The sequence below is a fragment of the Janthinobacterium sp. LS2A genome, from assembly GCF_036543145.1.
Classification (GTDB): domain Bacteria; phylum Pseudomonadota; class Gammaproteobacteria; order Burkholderiales; family Burkholderiaceae_D; genus Janthinobacterium; species Janthinobacterium aestuarii.
Genome location: NZ_JAZHPB010000004.1, coordinates 313,059 through 334,801 on the forward strand (window position 1 = coordinate 313,059; position 21,743 = coordinate 334,801).

Annotated in this window: 24 protein-coding genes; 6 read left to right on the forward strand and 18 right to left on the reverse strand. The window is 64.7% G+C overall.

Annotated features, from left to right (window positions below; all coding sequences use genetic code 11):
• The first annotated feature begins 3 nt into the window (after nt 1-3).
• The 3 genes from V3C40_RS14220 to V3C40_RS14230 all read left to right on the forward strand — a co-directional run bounded on the left by V3C40_RS14220 (nt 4) and on the right by V3C40_RS14230 (nt 3,598).
• Nucleotides 4-471, forward strand: coding sequence for a (2Fe-2S)-binding protein (locus tag V3C40_RS14220; RefSeq protein WP_331777769.1), 468 nt, complete (start codon nt 4-6; stop codon nt 469-471).
• The gene (locus tag V3C40_RS14225) at nt 464-2,782 is read left to right on the forward strand and encodes a xanthine dehydrogenase family protein molybdopterin-binding subunit (RefSeq protein ID WP_331777770.1); all 2,319 of its coding nucleotides are present in this window, start codon (nt 464-466) and stop codon (nt 2,780-2,782) included. Before V3C40_RS14220 ends, V3C40_RS14225 begins: the two co-directional genes overlap by 8 nt.
• Before the next feature lie 150 nt (nt 2,783-2,932).
• Nucleotides 2,933-3,598: a dienelactone hydrolase family protein gene (locus V3C40_RS14230; protein WP_051991852.1), complete on the forward strand. Its 666-nt coding sequence runs from the start codon at nt 2,933-2,935 to the stop codon at nt 3,596-3,598.
• Nucleotides 3,599-3,607: 9 nt separating this feature from the next.
• On the opposite strand, the gene fghA is transcribed toward V3C40_RS14230, so the two are convergent.
• From fghA to V3C40_RS14260, 6 genes are all read right to left on the reverse strand, one after another.
• Nucleotides 3,608-4,474: an S-formylglutathione hydrolase gene (gene fghA, locus V3C40_RS14235; RefSeq protein WP_331777771.1), complete on the reverse strand. Its 867-nt coding sequence runs from the start codon at nt 4,472-4,474 to the stop codon at nt 3,608-3,610.
• A 56-nt stretch (nt 4,475-4,530) separates the two neighbouring features.
• Nucleotides 4,531-5,394, reverse strand: coding sequence for an NAD-dependent protein deacetylase (locus tag V3C40_RS14240; RefSeq protein WP_331777772.1), 864 nt, complete (start codon nt 5,392-5,394; stop codon nt 4,531-4,533).
• 49 nt (nt 5,395-5,443) lie between these two features.
• Nucleotides 5,444-6,115, reverse strand: a complete 672-nt coding sequence (gene lepB / locus V3C40_RS14245; RefSeq protein WP_331777773.1) for a signal peptidase I — start codon at nt 6,113-6,115, stop codon at nt 5,444-5,446.
• Between the two features lie 172 nt (nt 6,116-6,287).
• Nucleotides 6,288-6,530, reverse strand: coding sequence for a hypothetical protein (locus V3C40_RS14250; protein WP_070304326.1), 243 nt, complete (start codon nt 6,528-6,530; stop codon nt 6,288-6,290).
• On the reverse strand, nt 6,527-6,778 hold the full coding sequence (locus V3C40_RS14255; protein ID WP_034757293.1) for a hypothetical protein: 252 nt from the start codon (nt 6,776-6,778) through the stop codon (nt 6,527-6,529). Before V3C40_RS14255 ends, V3C40_RS14250 begins: the two co-directional genes overlap by 4 nt.
• A 131-nt stretch (nt 6,779-6,909) precedes the next feature.
• Nucleotides 6,910-7,449 carry a GNAT family N-acetyltransferase gene (locus V3C40_RS14260; protein ID WP_331777774.1) on the reverse strand — a complete coding sequence of 180 codons (540 nt, stop codon included), beginning with the start codon at nt 7,447-7,449 and terminating at the stop codon, nt 6,910-6,912.
• Between the two features lie 83 nt (nt 7,450-7,532).
• Here V3C40_RS14260 and V3C40_RS14265 point away from each other — a divergent pair, with 83 nt between their 5' ends.
• Nucleotides 7,533-7,925, forward strand: coding sequence for a VOC family protein (locus V3C40_RS14265; RefSeq protein WP_331777775.1), 393 nt, complete (start codon nt 7,533-7,535; stop codon nt 7,923-7,925).
• A 1-nt stretch (nt 7,926) separates the two neighbouring features.
• Here V3C40_RS14265 and V3C40_RS14270 read toward each other — a convergent pair whose 3' ends face one another.
• Nucleotides 7,927-8,511: a DinB family protein gene (locus V3C40_RS14270; RefSeq protein ID WP_331777776.1), complete on the reverse strand. Its 585-nt coding sequence runs from the start codon at nt 8,509-8,511 to the stop codon at nt 7,927-7,929.
• 150 nt (nt 8,512-8,661) lie between these two features.
• Between V3C40_RS14270 and V3C40_RS14275 the strand changes: the two genes are divergently transcribed.
• Nucleotides 8,662-9,657: an HDOD domain-containing protein gene (locus V3C40_RS14275; protein ID WP_331777777.1), complete on the forward strand. Its 996-nt coding sequence runs from the start codon at nt 8,662-8,664 to the stop codon at nt 9,655-9,657.
• 26 nt (nt 9,658-9,683) lie between these two features.
• On the opposite strand, the gene V3C40_RS14280 is transcribed toward V3C40_RS14275, so the two are convergent.
• From V3C40_RS14280 to V3C40_RS14330, 11 genes are all read right to left on the reverse strand, one after another.
• Nucleotides 9,684-10,385: an ABC transporter ATP-binding protein gene (locus V3C40_RS14280; protein WP_319992738.1), complete on the reverse strand. Its 702-nt coding sequence runs from the start codon at nt 10,383-10,385 to the stop codon at nt 9,684-9,686.
• The gene (locus V3C40_RS14285) at nt 10,378-11,091 is read right to left on the reverse strand and encodes an ABC transporter ATP-binding protein (RefSeq protein WP_331777778.1); all 714 of its coding nucleotides are present in this window, start codon (nt 11,089-11,091) and stop codon (nt 10,378-10,380) included. The genes V3C40_RS14280 and V3C40_RS14285 overlap by 8 nt, the downstream gene beginning before the upstream one ends.
• Nucleotides 11,084-12,046, reverse strand: coding sequence for a branched-chain amino acid ABC transporter permease (locus V3C40_RS14290; protein ID WP_331777779.1), 963 nt, complete (start codon nt 12,044-12,046; stop codon nt 11,084-11,086). The genes V3C40_RS14285 and V3C40_RS14290 overlap by 8 nt, the downstream gene beginning before the upstream one ends.
• Complete coding sequence (locus V3C40_RS14295; RefSeq protein WP_034757323.1) at nt 12,043-12,915, reverse strand: branched-chain amino acid ABC transporter permease; 873 nt, start codon at nt 12,913-12,915, stop codon at nt 12,043-12,045. The genes V3C40_RS14290 and V3C40_RS14295 overlap by 4 nt, the downstream gene beginning before the upstream one ends.
• A gap of 108 nt (nt 12,916-13,023) precedes the next feature.
• Complete coding sequence (locus tag V3C40_RS14300) at nt 13,024-14,190, reverse strand: ABC transporter substrate-binding protein (RefSeq protein WP_034757328.1); 1,167 nt, start codon at nt 14,188-14,190, stop codon at nt 13,024-13,026.
• 60 nt (nt 14,191-14,250) lie between these two features.
• Nucleotides 14,251-15,789: a class I adenylate-forming enzyme family protein gene (locus V3C40_RS14305; protein ID WP_331777780.1), complete on the reverse strand. Its 1,539-nt coding sequence runs from the start codon at nt 15,787-15,789 to the stop codon at nt 14,251-14,253.
• Between the two features lie 11 nt (nt 15,790-15,800).
• A complete protein-coding gene (locus tag V3C40_RS14310) occupies nt 15,801-16,955 on the reverse strand; it encodes an acyl-CoA dehydrogenase family protein (RefSeq protein WP_072454648.1) in 1,155 nt (384 codons plus the stop codon).
• A 51-nt stretch (nt 16,956-17,006) separates the two neighbouring features.
• The gene (locus V3C40_RS14315; RefSeq protein WP_035817702.1) at nt 17,007-17,831 is read right to left on the reverse strand and encodes an IclR family transcriptional regulator; all 825 of its coding nucleotides are present in this window, start codon (nt 17,829-17,831) and stop codon (nt 17,007-17,009) included.
• 286 nt (nt 17,832-18,117) lie between these two features.
• Entirely contained in the window at nt 18,118-19,047 is a 930-nt protein-coding gene (locus V3C40_RS14320; protein ID WP_331777781.1) for an alpha/beta hydrolase, read from the reverse strand.
• Complete coding sequence (locus V3C40_RS14325) at nt 19,044-19,904, reverse strand: alpha/beta fold hydrolase (RefSeq protein ID WP_331777782.1); 861 nt, start codon at nt 19,902-19,904, stop codon at nt 19,044-19,046. The genes V3C40_RS14320 and V3C40_RS14325 overlap by 4 nt, the downstream gene beginning before the upstream one ends.
• Before the next feature lie 13 nt (nt 19,905-19,917).
• Complete coding sequence (locus tag V3C40_RS14330) at nt 19,918-20,979, reverse strand: sugar phosphate isomerase/epimerase family protein (RefSeq protein ID WP_331777783.1); 1,062 nt, start codon at nt 20,977-20,979, stop codon at nt 19,918-19,920.
• A 140-nt stretch (nt 20,980-21,119) separates the two neighbouring features.
• Here V3C40_RS14330 and V3C40_RS14335 point away from each other — a divergent pair, with 140 nt between their 5' ends.
• Nucleotides 21,120-21,728: a TetR/AcrR family transcriptional regulator gene (locus tag V3C40_RS14335; RefSeq protein WP_331777784.1), complete on the forward strand. Its 609-nt coding sequence runs from the start codon at nt 21,120-21,122 to the stop codon at nt 21,726-21,728.
• The last annotated feature ends 15 nt before the right edge of the window (nt 21,729-21,743 follow it).

The following is a 21,743-nucleotide window of genomic DNA, read 5'->3' on the forward strand; positions in this document are numbered from 1 at the left end:
TCTATGTACAACATGACCGTGAATGGCCAGCCCTTCGGCACCGAGAGCGACGCCGAGACGCCCCTGCTGTGGGTACTGCGCGACGAAGTTAAATTAAAAGGCACGAAATTTGGCTGCGGCATCGGCATGTGCGGCGCCTGCACCGTGCACGTGGATGGCCGCGCCATGCGCTCGTGCATCACGCCGATTGCCGCCGTGGCCGGCTGCGCCATCACCACCATCGAAGGCCTGTCGCCCGATGGCACGCACGCGCTGCAGCGGGCGTGGCTTGCCACGCAGGCGCCCCAGTGCGGCTATTGCCAGTCGGGCCAGATCATGCAGGCGGCCACCTTGTTGAAAGACTATCCACAGCCGACGGACGCGAATATCGATGCCGTCATGAGCGGTAACCTGTGCCGCTGCATGGCGTATGTGCGCATCCGCAAGGCCATCAAGCTGGCGGCCGGCATGCAGGAGGCGCCCGGTGTTTAAGTTGCCGAAAGAAAATTCAGGGATACGCCCCAGCGCGCTGGGCCGGCGCGGTTTCCTGATCGCCGCCGCCGGCACGGGGTTTACCCTCGCCTTTTTGCGCGCCGACAGCTCCTTGGCCGCAGGCAAGGCGGCGCCCGTGCCGGCCGTCAAAGCTGCCGCAGCCGTGTTCGACCCCAGCATCTGGTTCCAGATCGGCCGCGACGGCATCGTCACCGTCAACATCGCCAAGGCGGAAATGGGCCAGCACATCGGCACGGCCCTGGCGCGCATCGTGGCCGAGGAGCTGGAAGCGGACTGGAGCAAAGTACGCCTGCATTACGTGGACACGGACCTGAAATGGGGCTTGATGGTGACGGGCGGCAGCTGGTCCGTGTGGCAGAATTTCGACCCGCTCAGCCGTGCTGGCGCGGCCGGGCGCCTCGCGCTGGTCGAGGAGGGCGCGCGCCTGTTGCGCGTGCCCGTGTCCGCCTGCCACGCGAGGCTGGGCGTCGTGCATGGCCGGGGGCGGTCGATCAGCTATGGCGACATCGTGCGCCGTGGCAAGCTGGCGCGCCAGTACACGCCCGAGCAACTGAAAGCCATCGTGCTGAAAACGCCGCAGCAGCGCAGCCTGGTCGGCCAGCACGTGCAGGCGCTCGACATCCCCGCGAAAATCAATGGCACGGCCGTGTACGGCATCGATGCGGAAGTCGAGGGCATGCTGTATGCGCGCCCGAAGATCCCGCCGACCCGCTACGGCGCGAAAGTGGTTTCCATCGATGATACGGCCGCGAAAAAGGTGCCGGGTTATCTGCGTTCGTTCGCCTTGCAAGACCCCAGCGGCACGGTGCCCGGCTGGGTCATGGTGGTGGCCGAAACCTATGCGGCCGCCATGCGCGCGGCCGAGCTCGTGCAAGTCAAATGGCGGGCTGGCGCGGCGGCACACGTGGCGGAGCAGGATATTGTCAACTACGCGACCAAGCAGCTGGCCGATGCCAGCCTGGGCGCCCGCGTCGTCGATGACGATGGCGTGGAGCAAGCGTTCAACGATGCCAGCCTGCAGCTGGAGCGCCACTACACGACCAGTACCGTGCTGCATTTCCAGCTGGAACCCGTCAATGCCCTGGCGCAGGAAATCGACGGCGTCTGGCATATCCATGCGGGCAACCAGTGGCAATCGTTGATCCTGCCCGTGCTGGCGCAAGCGTTGAAGGTGCCCGAGAGCCATGTCATGCTGCATACCTATCTGCTCGGTGGCGGTTTCGGGCGGCGCCTGAATGGCGATTATTGCGTGCCGGCCGCGCTGGCGGCGCAAGCCGTGGGGCGGCCCGTCAAGATGATTTGCACGCGGGCCGACGACGCCCGTTTCGATTCGCCCCGTTCGCCGTCCGTGCAGCACGTGCGCATGGCGTTCGACGACGCGGGCAAGGTGTCTGCGATGGTGCACGAAGCGAGCGCGGGCTGGCCCACGCAAGCGATGATCCCCGCTTTCCTGGCCAAGGATAAGCAGGGCCATCCGTATGACCCGTTCGCCATCGCCGGCGCCGACCATTGGTATTCGGTGGGTGCGCAGCGCGTGCGGGCCGTGTCGAACGACCTGGCCAACAGCAGTTTCCGCCCCGGCTGGCTGCGCTCCGTGGGGCCTGGCTGGACGAATTGGGCTGTGGAAAGTTTCATGGACGAGGCGGCGCAGGCGGCCAAGGTCGATCCGCTGGCGTTCCGCTTGTCGCTGTTGCAGGCGACGGGGCGCAATGCGGGCAGCGCGCCGAACGCCGTCGGCGGCGCAGCGCGCCTGGCCCATGTGCTGCAGCGCGTGGCGGACAAGGCGGGCTGGGGCACGGCCATGCCGCCCGACACGGGCCTGGGCATCGCCGCCACGTTCGGCCAGGAACGCGACATGCCGACCTGGACGGCCTGCATTGCCAGAGTGAAAGTGGACCGCAGCACTTGCATGGTGAAAGTCGAAAAGCTGTTCATGGTGATCGACGCGGGCAGCATCGTCGATCCCGATGGCGCGCTGGCGCAGGCGGAAGGGGGCGCCCTGTGGGGCGTGAGCATGGCCTTGCATGAAGGCACGGCTTTCCTCAACGGCCAGGTGAAGGATACCAACCTGAATACCTACACGCCGCTGCGCATGGCCGACATGCCCGAGCTCGACATCGAATTCGTTGCCAGTACGCAAACGTCGACGGGCATGGGCGAGCCGCCCACGACGGCCGTGGCGCCGGCGATCGGCAACGCCATCTTTGCCGCCGTGGCCTCGCGCGTGCGGCATTTGCCGATCCGCCCGGAAGCCGTGCTCAAGGGGCTGGACCGGCACGGCGCCGTCTGATGGGCGCGCGTGGCGAATTTGACGTGCACCGCGCGAGAACTGGCGCAGGCTGGTACACTGAGGCTTGCCGCTCAGGGCATGCAGACACCGCCCGGCCCGGCTAGATCAGCTTAGCAGCAGCTGGATTTCAGCTCGATAGCGGAGGCAGCCATGCAAGAACAATTTGTCAGCATCACGGCCGATGAACTTCAAATGGACGGCGTGCTTGAAATGCCCGAACGGCCCGTGGGCATCGTCCTGTTTGCCCACGGCGCGGGCGCCGATAGCGACTATCTGGGCGCTTCCAGCCACGCCACTTCCCAAGATTTTTTGCGAGCGGGCATCGCCACCCTGCGCTTCGACCAGGGCGGCATCGAGCCTGGCGGCGGCAGCAATGGCCACGCGTATTTCGTGCGCGGCGATATCGTGCTGCTGGCGCGCCAGCTGGAAAAAGCCCTGGGCTGGCTGCAAGTGGACCCGTCCACGCGGCGCCTGCCCTGCGGCCTGTATGGCTATGGCACCAGCGCGGCCGTCGTGATGCAGCTGGCGGCCTGGCGCAGCGCGGAAATCGCCGCGCTCGCCGTCTGCGATGGCCAGGTGGAAATGGCCGGCAAGGCGGCGCTGGAAAACGTGCGCGTGCCGTCGCTGCTGATCGTGGGCGGACGCGACCCCGACGTGGCCGGCCTGAACCGCATGGCCTTTGCCACCTTGCGCTGCGACAAGCAACTGGAACAGATCGCCGCACCCAGCGGCCCCGACACGCGCCACCAAGCGGCCCTGCTGGCAACGGACTGGTACACACGGCATTTCAACGGGCATACCAGTACGGCGCAGTAGCGCGGCGGATCAGGCGGCGCGCAGATTCCTCGCATGGAAGCGCACGTGCTCTTCCATGAAGCTGGCGATGAAGTAATAACCGTGGTCGTAGCCGGCATGGCGGCGCAGCCGTAATGGCTGGCCGGCGTCGCGGCACGCCGCTTCGAAGACATCGGGGTGCAGTTGTTCGGGCAGGAATTTGTCGGCCAGGCCCTGGTCGATCAAGATGCCTTCGGGGAACAGCGGCGGCTGACCCTGCAGGCCGCGCATCAGCGCGCTGGCGTCGTACTGCTGCCAGCTGGCGGCATCACCGCCCAGGTAGCCCGTGAATGCTTTCTTGCCCCATGGACATTGGCTCGGTGCGGCGATGGGGGCGAAGGCGGACACGGAGCGGAACAGGGCCGGGTTGCGCAAGGCCAGCACCAGTGCGCCATGGCCGCCCATCGAGTGGCCGAAAACGCCCGTGCGTTGCGCATCGATCGCCAGTTCCTGCTCCAGCAGGGCGCGCAGTTCCAGCAGGTAGCTGTACATGCGGTAGTGGCTGCTCCATGGCGCCTCGGTGGCGTCCACGTAAAAGCCGGCGCCCGCGCCGAAATCCCAGGAGTCGCTTTCGCCCGCGATGTCCGCGCCACGGGGACTCGTGTCGGGGGCGATCAGGATCAAGCCTTCCTCGGCCGCCACGCGCTGCGCGCCGCCCTTGATCATGAACGTTTCTTCCGTGCAGGTCAGGCCCGCCAGATAAAACAGGGCGGGGCGCTTGGTAGTGACCGTGGCGCCTGGCGCCGTGTCGGGAATGAAGGCCGAGAAACGCATGGGCAAGCCGATGGCTTGCGCGTCGTGGCGATAAAAGCGTTGTACGCCGCCAAAACAGGCGTGTTCACTCAACAGTTCCAGCATGAATTCTCCTCGTTAATGCCACAGTATAGCCAGAGCGGCGCGGGGCCGGCACGGGATCAGCCCAGCATGGCCGCTAATGCAGGCAAGATGTCTTGTGCCGGGGCATCGGTCTTGAATGCCAGCAAATGGTCGGCGCGCGTCTTGCCCATGTTGATGGCGGCCACGGGCTTGCCCGTTTCGGCCGCCATGCGGCACAGGCGAAAGCTCGAATACACCATGACGGACGAGCCCACCACCAGCAGGGCGCTGGCCGCATGCATCTTGCTTTCGGCCTCGGCCGCACAGGCGGCGGGCACGCCATCGCCGAAAAACACCACGTCGGGCTGCAGGGTGCCGCCGCACCGGGGACAGGCAGGCACGTGGAAGGTGGCCAGCTGCGACGGCTCGAGCAAGGCGTCGCCATCGGGCGCCGGCGTGGCCGTGGCGCCCAGCAGTTGCGGATTGTCGCGTTCGAGCTGATCCTGGATCAGGCGGCGCGTGTGGCGGGTCCGGCAATCGAGGCAGACGACGCCATGTATGCTGCCGTGCAACTCCGTGACGGCGGCGCTGCCGGCTTGCTGATGCAGACCATCGACGTTTTGCGTGACCAGGCCGCCGACTTGCTGGCGCTGGGCCAGTTGCGCGATGGCCAGGTGGCCGGGATTCGGCGTGGCGCGCGCCAAGGTCGGCCAGCCCACCATGCTGCGCGCCCAGTAGCGGCGGCGCACGGCTTCCTGGCGGCGAAAATCGGGTCCTTGCACGGGCGCATTGCCGCGCCGTACGCCTTCCGTGTCGCGGTAGGCCGGTATGCCGGACGCCGTGCTGATGCCGGCGCCCGTCAGCAGCAACACGTCGGGATGGCGCTGCAGGAACTGGGCCAGTTGATCGAGAGCGTAGTGCTGACTGGCTGGCTGCAGGCTGGCTGAGGAAAAGTTTTGCATGATGCGCCATGCTAACCGAAAAGCATGGCGCTGTTGCACGGGAAGGCGATTACTCCAGTTTCATGCCGAAACGCTGCAGCCGCGGCTGCCAATGCTCCTGGATATTGGCCGAGACAAGGATGCGCTCGGCCTTGCCGATCAGCAATGCGCGGGGCACGAAACCGAAGTAGCGCGAATCGGCGCTGTTGTCACGGTTATCGCCCAGCATGAGGAAATGGTCTGCCGGCACCGTCACGGGGGCAAAGCTGCGGGCCGCGCCTGTGATTTGCGGCAAGATCTGGATGCGGTGCTGTTCTGTCTGGTTGCGTTCGCTGATGCGCTGTGCCGTCAGCTGTCCCACGTGGGCGATGGTTTCGGGCGCCGTGTCGAGCGCCGTGTACTGGGCGGGCTGGCCATTGATGACCAGCTGTTCATTGCGCATTTCCACCGTGTCGCCGGGCAGGGCGATGATGCGCTTGATCAATCGCGTGCCGTCTTTCGGCGAGGAAAAGGTGACGATGTCGCCCCGCTGCGGTTCGCCCAGGCGCTGCAGCACGATATCGGTGAGCGGCACTTTCAGGTTGAAGGCGAGGCGGTTGACGAAGACGACATCACCCTCGAGCAGATTGGGGCGCATGGATGCCGACGGGATAGGATTCCAGTCCGCCACGGCCGTGCGGAACACGCCGAACAGCAGGAGAAACATCAAAAAACCTTTGTTGGCGCGCATCCATGTGCTCATGTCGGCTCTTTCGCTGGGCTGTGCCCGTGATGGTGAAGGGAAACGCCATGGCTGCTGGCGACCTGTTCACGATGCACGGCGAGGCTGAAGCCAGTCTTAAATAGGCGCACTGCGCAGGCAAATGGCAGGCATGGTGTGACTGCTGTTGCGTGCACGCATCACCATGCCGGTTTCAAGGATGGCGGCATGGTGACTGCGTATCGTCGCCATTGTGCAGGCGCTTGCCATGCATGTCATCCCACAGCTCACCGAGCGCCACCAGCAAGCCGCCGCCCACGAAGGGGATGGCCACCAGCCATGGAATGCTGTCGAGCCAAGGGCCCAGCACGATGGCCGAGGCCACGGCGATGACGATGGCGCTGCACCAGAAGCGGCGCGGATGCCGGAGCGTCAGCAGGTAGTGAAGATCGTTCATAAATCCTCCTTGGTGAGCATGCGGAACAGCCGGGCGGCCAGGATGCTGCTGACGGCGATGACGATGCAGCCGTCCAGGAAAAACAGCACCTTGCCCACCAGGTGCATGCCCTGCACGAGATAGGCGGGCAGCTCCCGCGCTTCCGCCCACTGTGTCATGCGCGCCAGCACGATGGCGGCGGCAAAGATAACGACGGCCAAGGCCAGCACCAGCAGCACATGTTCGAACAGGCGTAGCCGCAGTTTCATGTTGGACTTGGCAAGGTTGGGAAGATTCCCGAGCCTTGACGTTATCAGTCCATCATGGTGCGGCTTTGCGCTGTGACAAAGTCGCCCCTGATAGGATAAAAGTCGCGTTGCTGCCGGAAAAATGCGGCATCTCAGGCCATGGCTTGCGTGTTGCGCCGCTCAAAATACAGCAAGTCCGACCAGGCATTCTGGAAAAACATGGCTTGTTCCGACTTGCCATACTGATGAAAACCGTTGCGCTGCATGACCGCGACCGAGCCCAGGTTTTGCGGCCGTGCCGTCGCTTCCAGGCGCCACAGGTCCAGCGCGCCGAACGCTTCGTCCAGCAGCAGGGCCACCACGCGCGTGGCGTAGCCGCGTCCGCCGAACCGTTCGCCGATGCGGTAGCCGAGCGCTGCCTTGTTGAAATAGGGGCGCGTGACGCCCGTCAGGTTGACCCTGCCGATGATTTGCCCGTCCAGCTTGGCCAGGTACTGGTAGGCGCGGTCCTGTTCGCGTTCGCGCTGCGCCTGCTCGATGGCGGCGGCGATGGCTTCCTGGTGATAGTAGGACGGCGCGCGCGCCGTGACCCAGTGTTCAAAATACGCGCGGTTGTCCAGTTCGAAGGCCAGCAAAGCGGAAAGGTCGGCGCTGGAGGGCGGGTGCAGCTGAAGGCGGTCGAGGTCTGGCATGGGAGCGTGTCGGAAAGCGATGCGCCATTATAATCAGCTCGCGCATTGCGCCGCACACCCGTTTGAACTCATGAAGGAGCAGCATGCTGTCCCATATCTGCCTCGGCACCAACGACTTTCCCCGCGCCTACGCTTTCTATACGGCCCTGCTGGGAGAACTCGATCTGATCGAAAAATTTCATGATACGGCCAAGCCTTGGGCGGGCTGGATGGCGCAGCAGGCGCCGCGGCCCCTGTTCGTGCTGACGGCGCCCCATGACGGCTTGCCGGCCGCGCCCGGTAATGGCCAGATGACGGCCTTGCTGGCGGCCAGCCGCGCGCAGGTGGACCGCTGCTACCAGGCCGTGCTGGCGCTCGGCGCCGCGTGCGAAGGGCCGCCCGGCTTGCGCCCGCATTACCACGCCCATTACTATGGCGCCTATTTCCGCGACCTCGACGGCAACAAGCTGTGCGTCTGCTGCCACGCCGAGGAATAACTCAGCGCGGGCCCCAGACGTCGTCTTCCGTCCAGCCCAGTTCCAGGAAATCCTGCGCCCGCTCGCTTGCCTCGCCGGCGCAATAGAATTCGTCGAGCTGGGGCGGCGCGATGCGCGTGCCGGCCAGCATGGCGTGCACTTGCCCCCGGTGGTGGATCTGGTGCTGGAACAGGTGTGCCAGCATGCGCTGGCGCGAGTCGACTTGCGGTGTATCGCGCAATATCGTCACGGGCCGCGCTAGGTCGGCATCGCACAGGCTGCGGCAATGGGCGATCAGGCGCAGGTCCGATGCGCGCTGTGCCGCATGCAGGGCCGCGCAATCGCTGAACGGTTCATCCTGTTCAAAGAAGACGTAGCAGTCGGCATGGGGTGCTTCGCCGCGCAGCTCGCGTTCGAGCGCATCGAGATAAAACCAGTCGCATGTGAGGATGTGGTTCAAGGTGAACTGGATGGTGGGAAAAAAGCTGACGCGCGTGGCCTGGAATTCGGCCTGCGTCAGCTGGCCGCACGCCTTCAGCAGGCGGTGGTTGGCCCAGGCGTTGTTGTACGCCTGGCTGGTGAGGTAGTGCGCAAGTGGATTGTTCATGATGGATCGCTTGTCGGGCAGGGCAGGGTTTTGCAATGCCACTTTAGCATGTTGCGGCAGATGGACAAAGCGCTCACGCCAGCCGCACCAGCGCTGCCATCATCAAGTAAAATCGTGGGGCGGATTGCGCGATAGTGATGCAGATAGGGCTTGGATAGCAAAATGGGCTGGATAGGAAAATTACTGAACGGCGGCGACGAAAAAAACAAACCTGCGGCAGTCTCGGCAGCGGCGGCTGCCGAAGCGGCACGGCAGCCAGCCACCATCACTGAAATCGATGCCATGTACTACCGCTGGCTGGCGGCCGCGAGTGCGGCGCAGGCTCCGGAGCAGACTGCACAGCAGATTCTGGACGAGCTGGCGCGCCTGGTTCGTGAACCGATCGCTGGCGCTGCGCTGGTACCGCGTATTCCAGCCATCATTCCGCAGTTGATGCGTACCTTGCAAGATGAAAACATGAGCGCGGCCAAGCTGTCGGCCCAGCTGGCCCAGGACGTGCTGCTGGTCGCCGAGGTCTACCGCGAAGCGAACCGGCCCTGCTACCAGTCGCGCTATAACGCCAGCCCGTCGATCAACAATATGGAAGGCGCCATCATGCTGCTCGGGCAAAACGGCATGCGCATGCTGCTCGCCCGCGTCGCCTTCCGCCCCATCGTCAGCATGCAAAGCGGCGGGCTGACCGTGCGCACGGCGCCGCTGATCTGGCGTCAGTCCGAGAAATGTGCGCTGGCGGCCAGCCTCGTCGCGCCGGCCATGCATGCCAACGCCTTCGATGCCTATCTCGCGGGACTGATGGCCAATGTTGGCCTGGTGGTGGCGTTCCGGCTGATCGACCAGATGCATGCGCCCGATGTCTTTCCGCAATCGGACGCCTTCATTGCCCAGGTGTTTGCGCAAGCGCGCATCCTGTCGGTGCGGATCGCCGAATTGTGGGAGTTCCCCCAGTCCGTGACCCGCGCGATCGGGCAGGTGGGGCAAGCCGATGCCGATCCGCAGGCGCAAGCGCTGGCGCTGGGCGAACGCTTGAGCAAGCTGCGCATGCTGGCCGATACGGGCCGCTTCCCCGGCGACGATCCTTTCGTGACGAGCGGACTCGACAAGAACGCCCTGCTGGCGTTTGGCAAACTGGCTGACGACGAGGACTGATGGCAACCGCGTGCGGCTGATATCGCTCAGCGCGCAAAATACAGTTCGTGCAGGTGCTCGAGGTCGACGTCAAGCGCCGCCTGCGACAGCGCCACTTTACCGCTTTGCATCAGGTAGACGTGATCGGCCACGCCCACGGCGCGCGCCGTGTTCTGTTCCACGAGGATGATGGTGCGCTTGCCGTCGTTCAGGCGCGCGAGAATCTCGAACAGCTCGTTGACCACCAGCGGCGCCAGGCCCAGCGACGGCTCGTCGATGATCAGCAGCGACGGGTCCGACATCAATCCCCGCGCCATGGCCAGCATCTGCGCCTCGCCGCCGGAGAGCGAGCCGGCCAGTTGCTTGCGCCGTTCGTGCAGGCGCGGGAACATGGCGTAGGCTTCGGCCAGGCGCGCCGGCATGTGGCTGCGGTGCTCCTTCGGAAATGCGCCCATGATCAGGTTTTCTTCCACGCTCATGTCGCGGAACGTCATGCGCCCCTCGGGTATCATCGTCACTCTCGCGTCGCTCATTTTCCACGTCGGCGTGCCGTTGATGGGCGTGCCATCGAGCGCGATGCTGCCCGCGTCAACGGGCAGCAAGCCCATGATGGCGCGCAGCAGGGTCGTCTTGCCGGCCCCGTTCGGGCCGATGATGGTGGTCAGCTTGCCCTTCTGGATAGCCAGCGACACATCCCACAGCACATTGATGGCGCCATAGCCGGCGCGCAGGTTTTCAATTTTAAGCATGGGCTGCCCCCGTATAGCTTTCGATGACGGCCGGGTCGCGGAAGACGGCGTCGGGCGTGCCGTCGGCGATCAGCTGGCCAAAATTGAGCACGGCCACGCGCTGGCACAGATTGCTGATGGTTTCGATATCGTGTTCGATCATGACGATGCCCACGCCAAAGGCGGCGTGCAAGTCCTTCAGCATGCCCATGAAGCGGCGTTTGCCGTTCGTTTCCAGGCCCGCCAGCACTTCGTCGAGCAGTAGCAGTTTCGGGTTCGTCGCCAGCGCCTTGGCCACTTCCAGCGCTTTCAATTCCGTCAGCGCCAGTTCGCTGGCCGCGTCGCGCCCGGCCTTGTCAAGCAGGCTCGTGAAATCGAGGATTTCATCGATCTTGCGCATGTCGACCTTGCCCGTGCCGAAGCGCTGCGCCACGACGAGGTTTTCGCGCACCGTCAATTCATGCATCGGTTGCGGGATCTGGAAGGTACGCCCCAGTCCCAGGCGCGCGCGCTGGTACATGGGCGTGGCCATGATGTCGCGTCCTTCGAAGCGGATGCCGCCGCTGGTGGGGCGCACGAGGCCCGAGATCGCATTGAACAGGGTGGTCTTGCCGGCGCCATTCGCGCCCACGAGGCCGATCACGTCATGGCTGGCCACTTTCAACGTGACGGAATCGACGGCCGTCAGGCCGCCAAAGCGCACGGACACATTATCGAGTTCAAGCATGTGCTTTCTCCTTTGCTTTGAACATTTTGCGTAGCAGCGGCAGCAAGCCATTCGGGCTGAAGACGATCATCGCCACCAGCAGCACGCCCAGCACCAGCTGGTGGCCCGTGGGGATCAGCGACTTGAAAATGAGCTGGTCGACCAGGTAGACCACCACGGCGCCCAGCACGGGGCCGAGTATCGTGCGGTAGCCGCCGAAGATGGCCGCCACGATCGGCAAGGTCACCCACAGGCTGTTGAAGGCGTAGTCCGGTTCCAGGAAGTTGATGTAATGGGCGTTGAAGGCGCCGAACAGGCCAGCCATGAACGCCGACACGAGCAGCATCGCGCCTTTCAGCAAGGTGCTGTTGACGCCGACGACGCGCGTGGCGTCTTCGCTGTCGTGCATGGCGCGCAGGGCGATGCCGTAATGGCTGGCGCGGATGCGGCTGTAGGCAAATGCGCATGCCACCACCAGGGTCAGTACGACGAGGTAGGCGCCCGTCTTGCTGGCCAGATCGAAGCCCAAGACGGTGGGCAAGGTGGGAATATTGTTGATGCCGCCGGCGCCGCCCGTGACGGAACTCCATTCCGTGGCCAGGATGCGGAAGATGTGGGCGTAGGCGAGGATGGCCAGCGCAAAATACGGCCCGCGCAGGCGCAGCACGGGCAGCATGATGACGGCGGCGATGGCCGCCCCCGCGCCGCCCAGCAGCATGGCGGCAAACACGGGCAAGCCCAGTTTCACGGTGGCCAGCGCGGAGACATACGCGCCCACGCCGAAGAAGGCCGCGTGGCCGAAGCTGACCATGCCGCCCAGGTTCCCCAGCAGGGCCCAGGACATGGCCACGCCGCCGATGATCAGGGCCGCCACCACCATGCTCATCACGTACTGGTTGGCGCCCAGGGCCAGCGGCACGGCGATATAGGCGGCCAGCAGCAGGCCCGCCGTGGAAATCAAAGTCGAGCGCTTCATCCGCGCCTCCGTTGTGCGCCGAACAAGCCGTTCGGCATGATGAACAGCACCAGCAGGAACAGCACCATGCCCGACAATTCCTGCAGCGCGGAGCTGGCCAGGGTGACGGTCAGCGCTTCGGCCACGCCCAGCAGCACGGCGGCCAGCAGCACGCCGGGGATCGAGCCGATGCCGGCCAATACCGTGATGATGAAGGCTTTGACCGTCAGCGCACCGCCGTAGGCGGGCTGGATCACGCCATAGCTGAACAGGGCGACGCCGGCGAAGGCGGCCAGGATGCCGGCGACCAGAAAGGACACGAGTTCCGTGCGGCCCGGGTCGATGCCCATCAGCTTGGCCGCGTCGCGGTTGCTGGAGACGGCGCGCACGGCGCGGCCATACCAGCTGGTCGACAGCCAGCGCCACAGGGCCGCCATCAGCACCAGGCTGACGCCAAAGAAAATTACTTCGCTGCGCATGCTGAAAAACGGGCCGATCTCGATGCCTTCCTGCAGCCAGCTCGACGACGTCGAACGGATGTCCGCCTTCCATACGAGCAGGATGAAATTAGTGAGGATCACGCCGATGCCGTAGGTGAGGATCAGCGAATTGATTTCGCGGTCTTTCTTGATGCGGCTGACGATCAGGTACACGCCCACGGACGTCAGGCTGACGATCACCAGCGCGATGGGAATGGCGAACATGGGGCCGAGTCCAAGCCCGGATTCCACGCTGTAGGCGATGTAGGCGGCCAGCAGCACCAGTTCGCCGTGCGCCAGGTTGATCACTTTCATGGTGCCGAAGACCAGCGCCAGTCCCAGTGCGATCAGGGCGTAGGAGCCGCCCTGCAGCAAGCCCGAATACAGGGCTTGCAAGATTAATTCTGTCATGTCGTCATCCCGTCAGGCCACTTTGGCGCATCGCGAAGATGCGCCAGGGGGGCCGTTCATCGGTGCGCGTCCGTGCGGGCGCGCGCGTGTGCAGCGGGAGGCTGCCGTTTACCAGGGCAGGGCTGGATAGGCCAGCTTGCCCGTCGCGTGTTCCTTCGGCCAGACGATGACCACTTTCTTGTCCTGGTGCTGCGCCATGCGGTGCACGAAGTTCTGGTTGTCGCCATTGGCGGCAAACTGCACGCGGCCGATCAGGGTTTCGCGGTCCGTCTTGCGCATCTCGTCGGCCACGCCGCCTTTCTTGATGGTGCCCTTGTCGGCCGCGCGCGCGATCGCCTCGAACAGCAGCATCGATTGCACATAGCCGAACTGGCCCAGGTAGTCCGGCTCCTTCTTGTACAACTGCTTGTAGGCGTCGCTGAAGGCCTTGCCGTCGGCTGTCTTGAATTCCGTGGGGAAGGGCAGCAGTGCCGTGCCGAACACGTTCGGCATCAGGTCGGGGAAGTCGGCCGCCATCTTCGGCGTGGCCAGCGACCACACGCCCACCATGGCCTTGATCTTCGGTTTCAGCACGCGCGCGGCGCGGATGATGCCCACGTAATCGTTTTCGTAGCCGACCATGGCCACGACTTCCGATTTGTCCTGCAGCTTGATCTTGTTGATGATGGGCTTGAAGTCGGTAATGGCCGGGTCGAACGAGTGCGTTGTCACTTTCACGCCCTTGGCGGCCAGGGCTTTTTCCACGTCTTTCGCCAGGCCCGTGGTGGCGTCCTTGGTCGAATACACGATGGAGACGGACTTGGCGCCCACGTCCTGCAGCAATCCCAGCATGGCTTTTTCGTAGCCGGCCGTGTTATTGATGCGGAAAAAATTCTTGCGCCCGCTGGTCACCAGGCTGTCGTCCACGCCGCCCGAAGTGATGTAGACGAGGCCCAGTTTATTCGCCGTGTCCGAGGCGGGCGAGATATTGTTCGAGCCATAGCCGCCCGTGATCGCCACCACGCCCTGGCTGGCCAGCTTTTCCACGGCGGCGATGGCCTTGGCGGGGGCCGATTCGTCGTCGACGGTGATGATCTTGATCGTGTGCTTGCCGTTGGTCTTGTTGAATACCTCGGCCGCGACCATGATCCCTTCCTGCATGCCGGCGCCGACGCGCGCCAGGTTGCCCGTCAACGGGATTTCCGCGCCGACCAGGAATTCGTCGGCGCTGGCGTTTGCCATCCAGGCGCTGGCAACCAGCGCTGCCATGGCGATGCGTGTGTAGGTGCGTTTCATCGTGTCTCCTCCGGTGATGTGGCTTGGTTTTATTGTCGGGTCTGGTACAGCAGGGTTAATTCACAGGGTATTCTGCGCCATTTGCCGCAGTTGCCCCTTCAAAATCTTGCCCGTGGCGGCGGCCGGCAGCGCTTCCATGACGATGATGGCGGACGGGCATTTGTACGGCGACAGGGTCTGCGCCAGCCAGGCCTGCAATTGTGCCACGCTGGCGGGCTGGCGCGGGTCGAGTTCCACATAGGCGATGACGTCCTCGTTGCCATCGGCGAGGGTGCGTCCCACCACGGCCGACTGCACCACGGACGGGTGGGCGTTCAGGGCCGTTTCCACTTCCAGCGGATACACATTGAAGCCGGAGCGGATGATCAATTCCTTGGTGCGTCCCACGATGAACAGCGCGCCGTCGGGATCCTGGCGCGCCATGTCGCCCGTGTTCAGCCAACCGCCGTCGCGCATGGCGGCCGCCGTCATGGCCGGCTCGCGGTAATAGCCGGCCATGATGTTCGGCCCGCGTATCCACAGCTCTCCCGGCTCGCCCGGCGCCACATCCAGGCCGGCCACGTCCACCACGCGCACTTCCACGCCGGGGATCGGCATGCCGACGGAATCGTCGCGGCGTGGCGTTTCCAGGCGCGTCTGGCTGATGGTGGGCGCGCTTTCCGTCATGCCGTAGCCATTGTGCAGCGCGGTGCCCAGCAGCTTTTCCACCTCGTGCTTGAGCGATGGCGCCAGCGGCGAGCCGCCCGCATACGCAAAGCGCAGCCGCGTCGGCAGCGGCGTATCGGCCCCGCCCAGGGTTTGCAGCAGTTTGGCGTACATGGCGGGCACGCCCTGCACGATGGTCAATTCATCGTCTTTCAATGCGGCCAGCAAACCATCGACGGAAAAGCGCGGCACCAGATATAAGGCGGCGCCCGCATACAGCGTGCCCAGTGCCACCGAGGCCAGGCCGTACACGTGCGAAATCGGCAGCACGCCGTAGGCGCGGTCCGTGCGCGTCAAGCCGCGCAAGTTGCTGGAGACGGCGGCGATGAACAGCAGGTTGCGGTGCGTGAGCATCACGCCTTTCGACTGCCCTGTCGTGCCCGTCGTGTAGATCAGCGCGGCCACCTGTTCGTTGCCGGGAACCGTGTCTTCCGCGATGGCCGTCTCGTTCAAACCGCCCGCCAGCAGCTCGCCCATGCCATCGACGGTGACGGGGCTGGCCCCGCGCCGCGCCGCATGAGCGGCCGCTTCCGGCGAGGCGCCGGCCAGGAACAGCACGCGCCGTGAGGAACTGTGCGTAGCGATGGTATCGATCTCGCGTGCCGACAGGCGGGCATTGACGTTGACGATCCACGCGTCGATGCTGGCGGCCGCGAAGATCAGCGCCACCTGCAGCGCGCCATTTTCGCCCACCACCATCAGGCGGTCGCCGGCGCGCACATCCAGCTGGCGCAGCAGCAGCGCCGCATGTTCCACACTGTGTTGCAGCTGCGCATAGGTCCAGAGGCGGCCCCCTTCATGCAGCGCCGGCGCATCGGGCGCGCGCGCGGCCCAGTAGGCGGGGATGGCCGACAGGCGCGCCGGCAGGCCGGCCAGCAGGGAAGGAGTGTCCATCGCGGCCTCCTTCACTTTTGCGCTGCCTTGATCATGTTGCGGGCGATGACGATTTGCTGGATCTGCGTCGTGCCTTCATAAATGCGGAACAGGCGAACGTCGCGGTAGAAGCGTTCGGCCGCGTATTCGCTGATGTAGCCGGCGCCGCCGTGGATCTGCACGGAACGGTCGGCAACCCGGCCGCACATTTCGGAAGCGAACAGCTTGCAGCACGACGCTTCCGTCGAAATGTCTTCCTTGTTGTCGCGCCGGCGCGCCGCGTCGAGCACCATGCTGCGCGCCGCATAAATCTCGGCCTTGCTGTCGGCCAGCATGGCCTGGATCAGCTGGAATTCCGCGATGGGCTGGCCGAACTGCTGGCGCTCCATGGCGTAGGCGAGGGCATCGGCCAGCATGCGTTCGGCCGCGCCCACGCAGACGGCGGCGATGTGCAGCCGTCCCTTGTCGAGCACTTTCATGGCTGTTTTAAAACCCACGCCTTCCTTGCCGCCGATGAGGTTTGCGGCCGGCACACGGCAATTCTCGAAGATGACGTCGCAGGTGTGCGCGCCTTGCTGGCCCATCTTCTTGTCGATCTTGCCCAAGGAAAGGCCCGGCGTATCCTTTTCCACGATGAAGGCGGAAATGGCCGAGGCCCCGCGCTTGACGGGGTCCGTGCGGGCCATCACCGTGAAGATGCTCGCTTCGGGCGCGTTGGTGATATAGCGCTTGCTGCCGTTGAGGATATAGAAGTCGCCGTCGCGCACGGCCGTCGTGCGCAGCGAGGCCGCATCGGACCCCGATCCCGCTTCCGTCAGGGCGAACGAGCCGATGATGTCGCCGGCCGCCAGCTTGGGCAGATAGTATTGTTTCTGCGCTTCCGTGCCGTCGATGACGATGCCTTGCGAGCCGATGCCGTTGTTCGTGCCGATCAGTGAGCGGAAGGCGGGCGAGGTGCGGGCGATCTCGAAAGCGACGCGCACTTCCTCTTCCATGCTCAATTCCAGGCCGCCGTACGCTTCCGGGATCGACAGGCCGAACAGGCCCAGTTCGCGCATCTGCGCCACGATGGCGGGCGGTATCGTGTCCGTTTCAGCCACCAGCGCCTCGTTCGGCACCAGCACTTCGCGCACGAAACGGGCGATGCTGTCGAGCAGGATGTTCAGGGTTTCTTCGTCGCGTATCATCGGTTTCCTCGGCGCTTTGATTTGAGCTGTCGTTGAGAGGGGGCGCGCAGTCTAACCGCGGCCCAGGTTTTTTTCCACTGTCTTGACGAGGGCCACCAGGCGCGGTCCCAGGTCGGATTCGAGTTTTTCACGCGACAGCAGGAAGGCGGGGCCGCCGCAATTGAAGGCCATCACCTGTTCGCCATCGGCTCCCAGCATGGGCACGCCCACGGCATGCACGTCGTTCTGCCACTCGCCGGCCGAGATGCAAAAGCCCCGGTCCTGGTAATCCTTGAAGCCTTGTTCGATGCCGGCCTTGATACGGGGCCAGCGTTCCGTCTCGTGCACCCTGGCGTGGTCCATCAGGTAGTCGCGTTCGGCCTGCGGCAGGATGCACAGCAGGGCCTTGCCCATGGCCGTCGTCATCAGGGGAATGCGCGAGCCGACATCGAGGCGCAAGGTGACGTTGGCGCTGCTGCGGCAGGTTTCCACGTAGACCATGCTGAGGCGGTCGCGCGTGCCCAGCGACACGGAGGCTTGCGCATGTTCGGCCAGTTCCTCCATCAGCGGGCGCGCCATCTTGCGCACATCGAGATTCGACAGCATGCGGTAGCCGAGGGCCAGCACGCCGGCGCCCAGCTGGTACTTGCCCAGGCTGTCCGAATAATTGAGGTAGCCGAGTTTGGTGAGCGTATAGGTCAGGCGCGAGATCGTCGGCTTCGGGATGCCCGTGCGCTTGGCCATGTCCGCGTTCGACAGATAGACTTCGCCGGGACGAAAGCAACGGAGCACTTCCAGCCCGCGCGCCAGCGCGTTGACGAACTGGCGGTCCTTGCCTTCCTCGTCATCGCCGAAGACGATGAGTTCCGGATCTGCCGCGGTCTGAATATTTGTCATATTTGCATTCATTTTCAGGCTCCCTGGAAACCAGTTTGCCTAGCCAAATTGTGCGTGTCAACCGTTTTGTGAAACATTCGTTCGCACAGCGAAATGGTGCGGTGCATGAAATGGTGCAGGAGAAATGTCTGAAAAATTGACGTGCGCAAACGTTTTGGCGCTTGTCGCCTGAGTAGCGCCAAACTAGACGATATACGTCGGAAGGGAACACCCTGGCTAGTGGCGCCGCCGTGATGCCGGCGCAGCAGGCCGCCGCCGTGGAGCCATCCCCGGCGGCGGATTTTTATTACACTCCCAGCGCTGTTCGCATCGCCTGGCCTGCCACGTCGAACAATCCCCGCGCTGCTGGCGTCAAGCCCGGCATGTGCATAGCCGCATGGATCATGCCGTCGAGCTGCACGCATTCGGCCTCTACGCCATCGTCGCGCAGCCGCCGCGCATACGCGACGCCTTCGTCATGCAGCGGGTCGTACTCGCATACGAGCACCGTTGCCGGCGGTAGGTCCTTGAGTGAAGCTGCCCGCAATGGCGCCGCGTAAGGCTGCATGCCATCGGCCGGTTCGTTCAGGTAGGCCGACCAGCAAAAACGCATGGCTTCCCGCGTCAGCGAAAAGCCTTCCGCATGGTGCTGATACGAAGCTGTGTCGAAGGCAAAATCGAGGGCCGGGTACAGCAGCAACTGGTGCGCCAGCGCGGGCCCGGCCTGGTCGCGCGCCATCAGCGCTGCCGCCGCGGCCAGGTTGCCACCCGCGCTGTCGCCTCCCACGGCCAGCCGTTTCGCATCGATGCCCAGCGCCGCCGCATGCTCGGCGACCCAGCACAGCGCCCGGTAAAAGTCGTCGAGCGGAACGGGGAACTTGTGCTCGGGTGCCAGACGGTAGTCGACGGAAAAGATCACGCAGCCGGTGGCGTTGGCCAGCGCGCGGCACGGATTGTCGTACAGGTCCAGCGAGCACAGACACCAGCCACCGCCATGCGCGAAGACGATGGCAGGCGACCTCGTGGCCGTGTCCGCACCGGCCGGCACGTAGGCGCGCACGGTGAGCGCATTGTCGCCGGGCAGCACGTAATCCTTGATGGCCGCGACGTCTTCCAATGGCCCGTGCAGCTGGCGCAAGCCCGTTTCCGTGGCCGCCCGCAGCGCTGCCAGCGAGGCGGGCGGCGGCGCACCCTTTGTCTCCTCCAGCCAGGCGGCGATCAGCGGATCGAGGCTCACGTCAGCTCTCCTGCCAGGAAGGGCAGCAGGTGGGCGATGAACGCTTCCGGCTGTTCTTCCATGATGAAGTGGCCGCATTCGGCCACGATGGCGCCTTGCAGATTGTCCGCCTTGCCCTGCATGGTCAGCAGGGGCGCGTCGTTGGTCGCATGGTCGGCGCCGATGGCCAGTACGGGCATGGCCAGGCTGCGCTTGGCCCGCTCGAGATTTTGCTTGATGGTTTCGGGTATGGCCCGGTAGTAGGCGAAACCGGCGCGCAGGGCGCCCGGCGTGGCGTAGGCGTCCGCATACACGTCGACGGCCACCTTGTCGCGGCGGTGCGACCAGCGGTCGAAAATGAAGCGGATGTACTCGCGCTCCTTGCCCGCCGTGAGCATTTCCGGCAAGTCCAGCACCTGGTTGAACATGAAGTGCCACAGGAAGATGTTGTCGGACGGCGCGACAAAAATCGGCGGCGCGGGGGCCAGGCCGGGAATGACGGCTTCCGTCAGCGCCAGTTTCGTCACGGCTTGCGGGAAGTCGCTGGCCAGCGCATAGCCGACCCACATGCCGATGTCGTGGCCGACCACGTCGTACTGCGCATGGCCCAGGGCCAGCATGGCGCGGTGCAAGGTGGTCGCCACGGCGCCCGTGTCATAGCCGCCGGCCGGCCGGTCCGAATGACCGCTCCCCGGCGGATCGATGGCGATGGCCCGGTAGCCGCTGGCGGCCAGCGCCGCCATCACGTGCCGCCACGCATACCAGGTTTGCGGCCAGCCGGGGATCAGCAGCACGGGTTTGCCGTTGCCGGTACCCGCGATGACGCAATGGAGGCGCTGGCCGTCGATGCGGACGTAGTCGTGAATGAAGTCGTTCATAGGGTTTCCTTGATTAGTTGTGCCGGATGCCCAGCAATTGATGGATCTGTTGCGCGCTGACGGGGGCGCCGGCGAAGTCGTCGAAGATCTTGTCGGTCACGGGAATGATGTGGGCGTTGATGAAGGCCACGCCTTCGCGCGCGCCCACCTCCTGGTCCTTCAGGCAGCACTCCCATTCCAGCGTGGCCCAGCCCGCGTAGTCGTTTTGCGCAATCTTCGAGAAGATCGCCTTGAAGTCGACCTGGCCGTCGCCGAGCGAGCGGAAACGCCCGGCGCGGTTTTCCCACGACTGGTAGCCGCCGTAGATGCCTTGCCGACCCGTCGGATTGAACTCCGCATCCTTCACATGGAACATGCGGATGTGGTCCTTGTAGATGTCGATGAATTCCAGGTAGTTCAGCTGCTGCAGCACGAAGTGGCTGGGGTCGAACAGCATCTTGCAGCGCGGGTGGCGTCCCACGCGCTCATAGAACATCTCGAAGCTGATGCCGTCATGCAGGTCTTCGCTCGGGTGGATTTCGTAGCACAGGTTGACGCCCTGTTCCTCGCACACGTCGAGGATGGGCAGCCAGCGGCGCGCCAGTTCGTCGAAGGCCGTTTCGATCAGGCCGGGCGGGCGCTGCGGGAACGGGAACAGGTAGGGCCAGGCGAAGGAACCGGAAAACGTGCCCATGTCCTTGAGGCCCAGGCGTTTCGATGCCATGGCCGTCAGCTTGACTTGCTCGATGGCCCACGCCGTGCGCGCTTCTGGCTGGCCATGCAGGTGTGCCGGCGCGAAGCTGTCGCACAGCGCGTCATAGGCCGGATGCACGGCCACCAGCTGGCCGAAGATGTGCGTCGTCAGTTCGCTGATGACGAGGCCATGGCCGGCCAGCATGGCGACCAGATCGTCGCAGTATTGCTGGCTGTGCGCGGCCTGCGCCACGTCGAACAGGCGCGCATCCCAGGCGGGAATCTGCAGGGCCTTGAAGCCCATGCCGGCCGCCCACTCGGCGATGGCGGGCAGGGTGTTGAAGGGCGCCGTGTCGGCGGCGAATTGTGCCAGGTGCAGGCTCGGTCCTTGAATGGTTTTCATATCGGCTCCTATTATTTGTCGATCGACAAAGAATAGGCGAAATCTTTTGCGCGGTCAAGGCGGCCATGCAAAATAATTGGCGAACGCACCGTCGGCGGCAGGCGTTATACTGGCCGCCAGTTCGCAAGCAGAGGATAGAAATGGCAGGAAGACCGAGGGAATTCGACCGCGCGCTGGCGCTGGCAAAAGCGCGCGATGCGTTCTGGACGCGCGGCTACGAGGGCGTGTCGATGACCGACCTGGTGGCGGCGCTGGGTATCGCCTCGGCGCGCATCTATGCGGCCTTCGGCTCGAAGGAGCAGCTGTTCCGCGAAGCCGTGGAACTGTATGAAACGGGCGAAGGCGCGTTCGCCGTGCACGCGCTGGCCGCCAGCCTGAATGTGCGCGACGCGGTGGCGCGCATGCTGGAAGAAGCCGTGCTGCTGTACACGCGCGGCGGCCAGCCGCAAGGCTGCATGGTGGTCACGGCCGCCACCAACACGAGCGCGGAAAACGCGGGCATCGCCGACTGGCTGGCGCAGCACCGCCGCGCGCGCACGCAAGCCGTCATCGAGCGCCTGCGCGCGGCGCAATTGGCGGGAGAATTGAAAGGGGAAGCGGACGTGCAGGCGCTGGGCGACTATTATGCGGCGCTGCTGCATGGCTTGTCGGTGCAGGCGCGCGACGGCATTCCCGCCGAGCGGCTGCTGGCGCTGATACGGCCGGCGATGGCGCCTTTGGTGCTGGAAATGAAAAACCAGGCTACCTAATCGATAGCCTTCAGG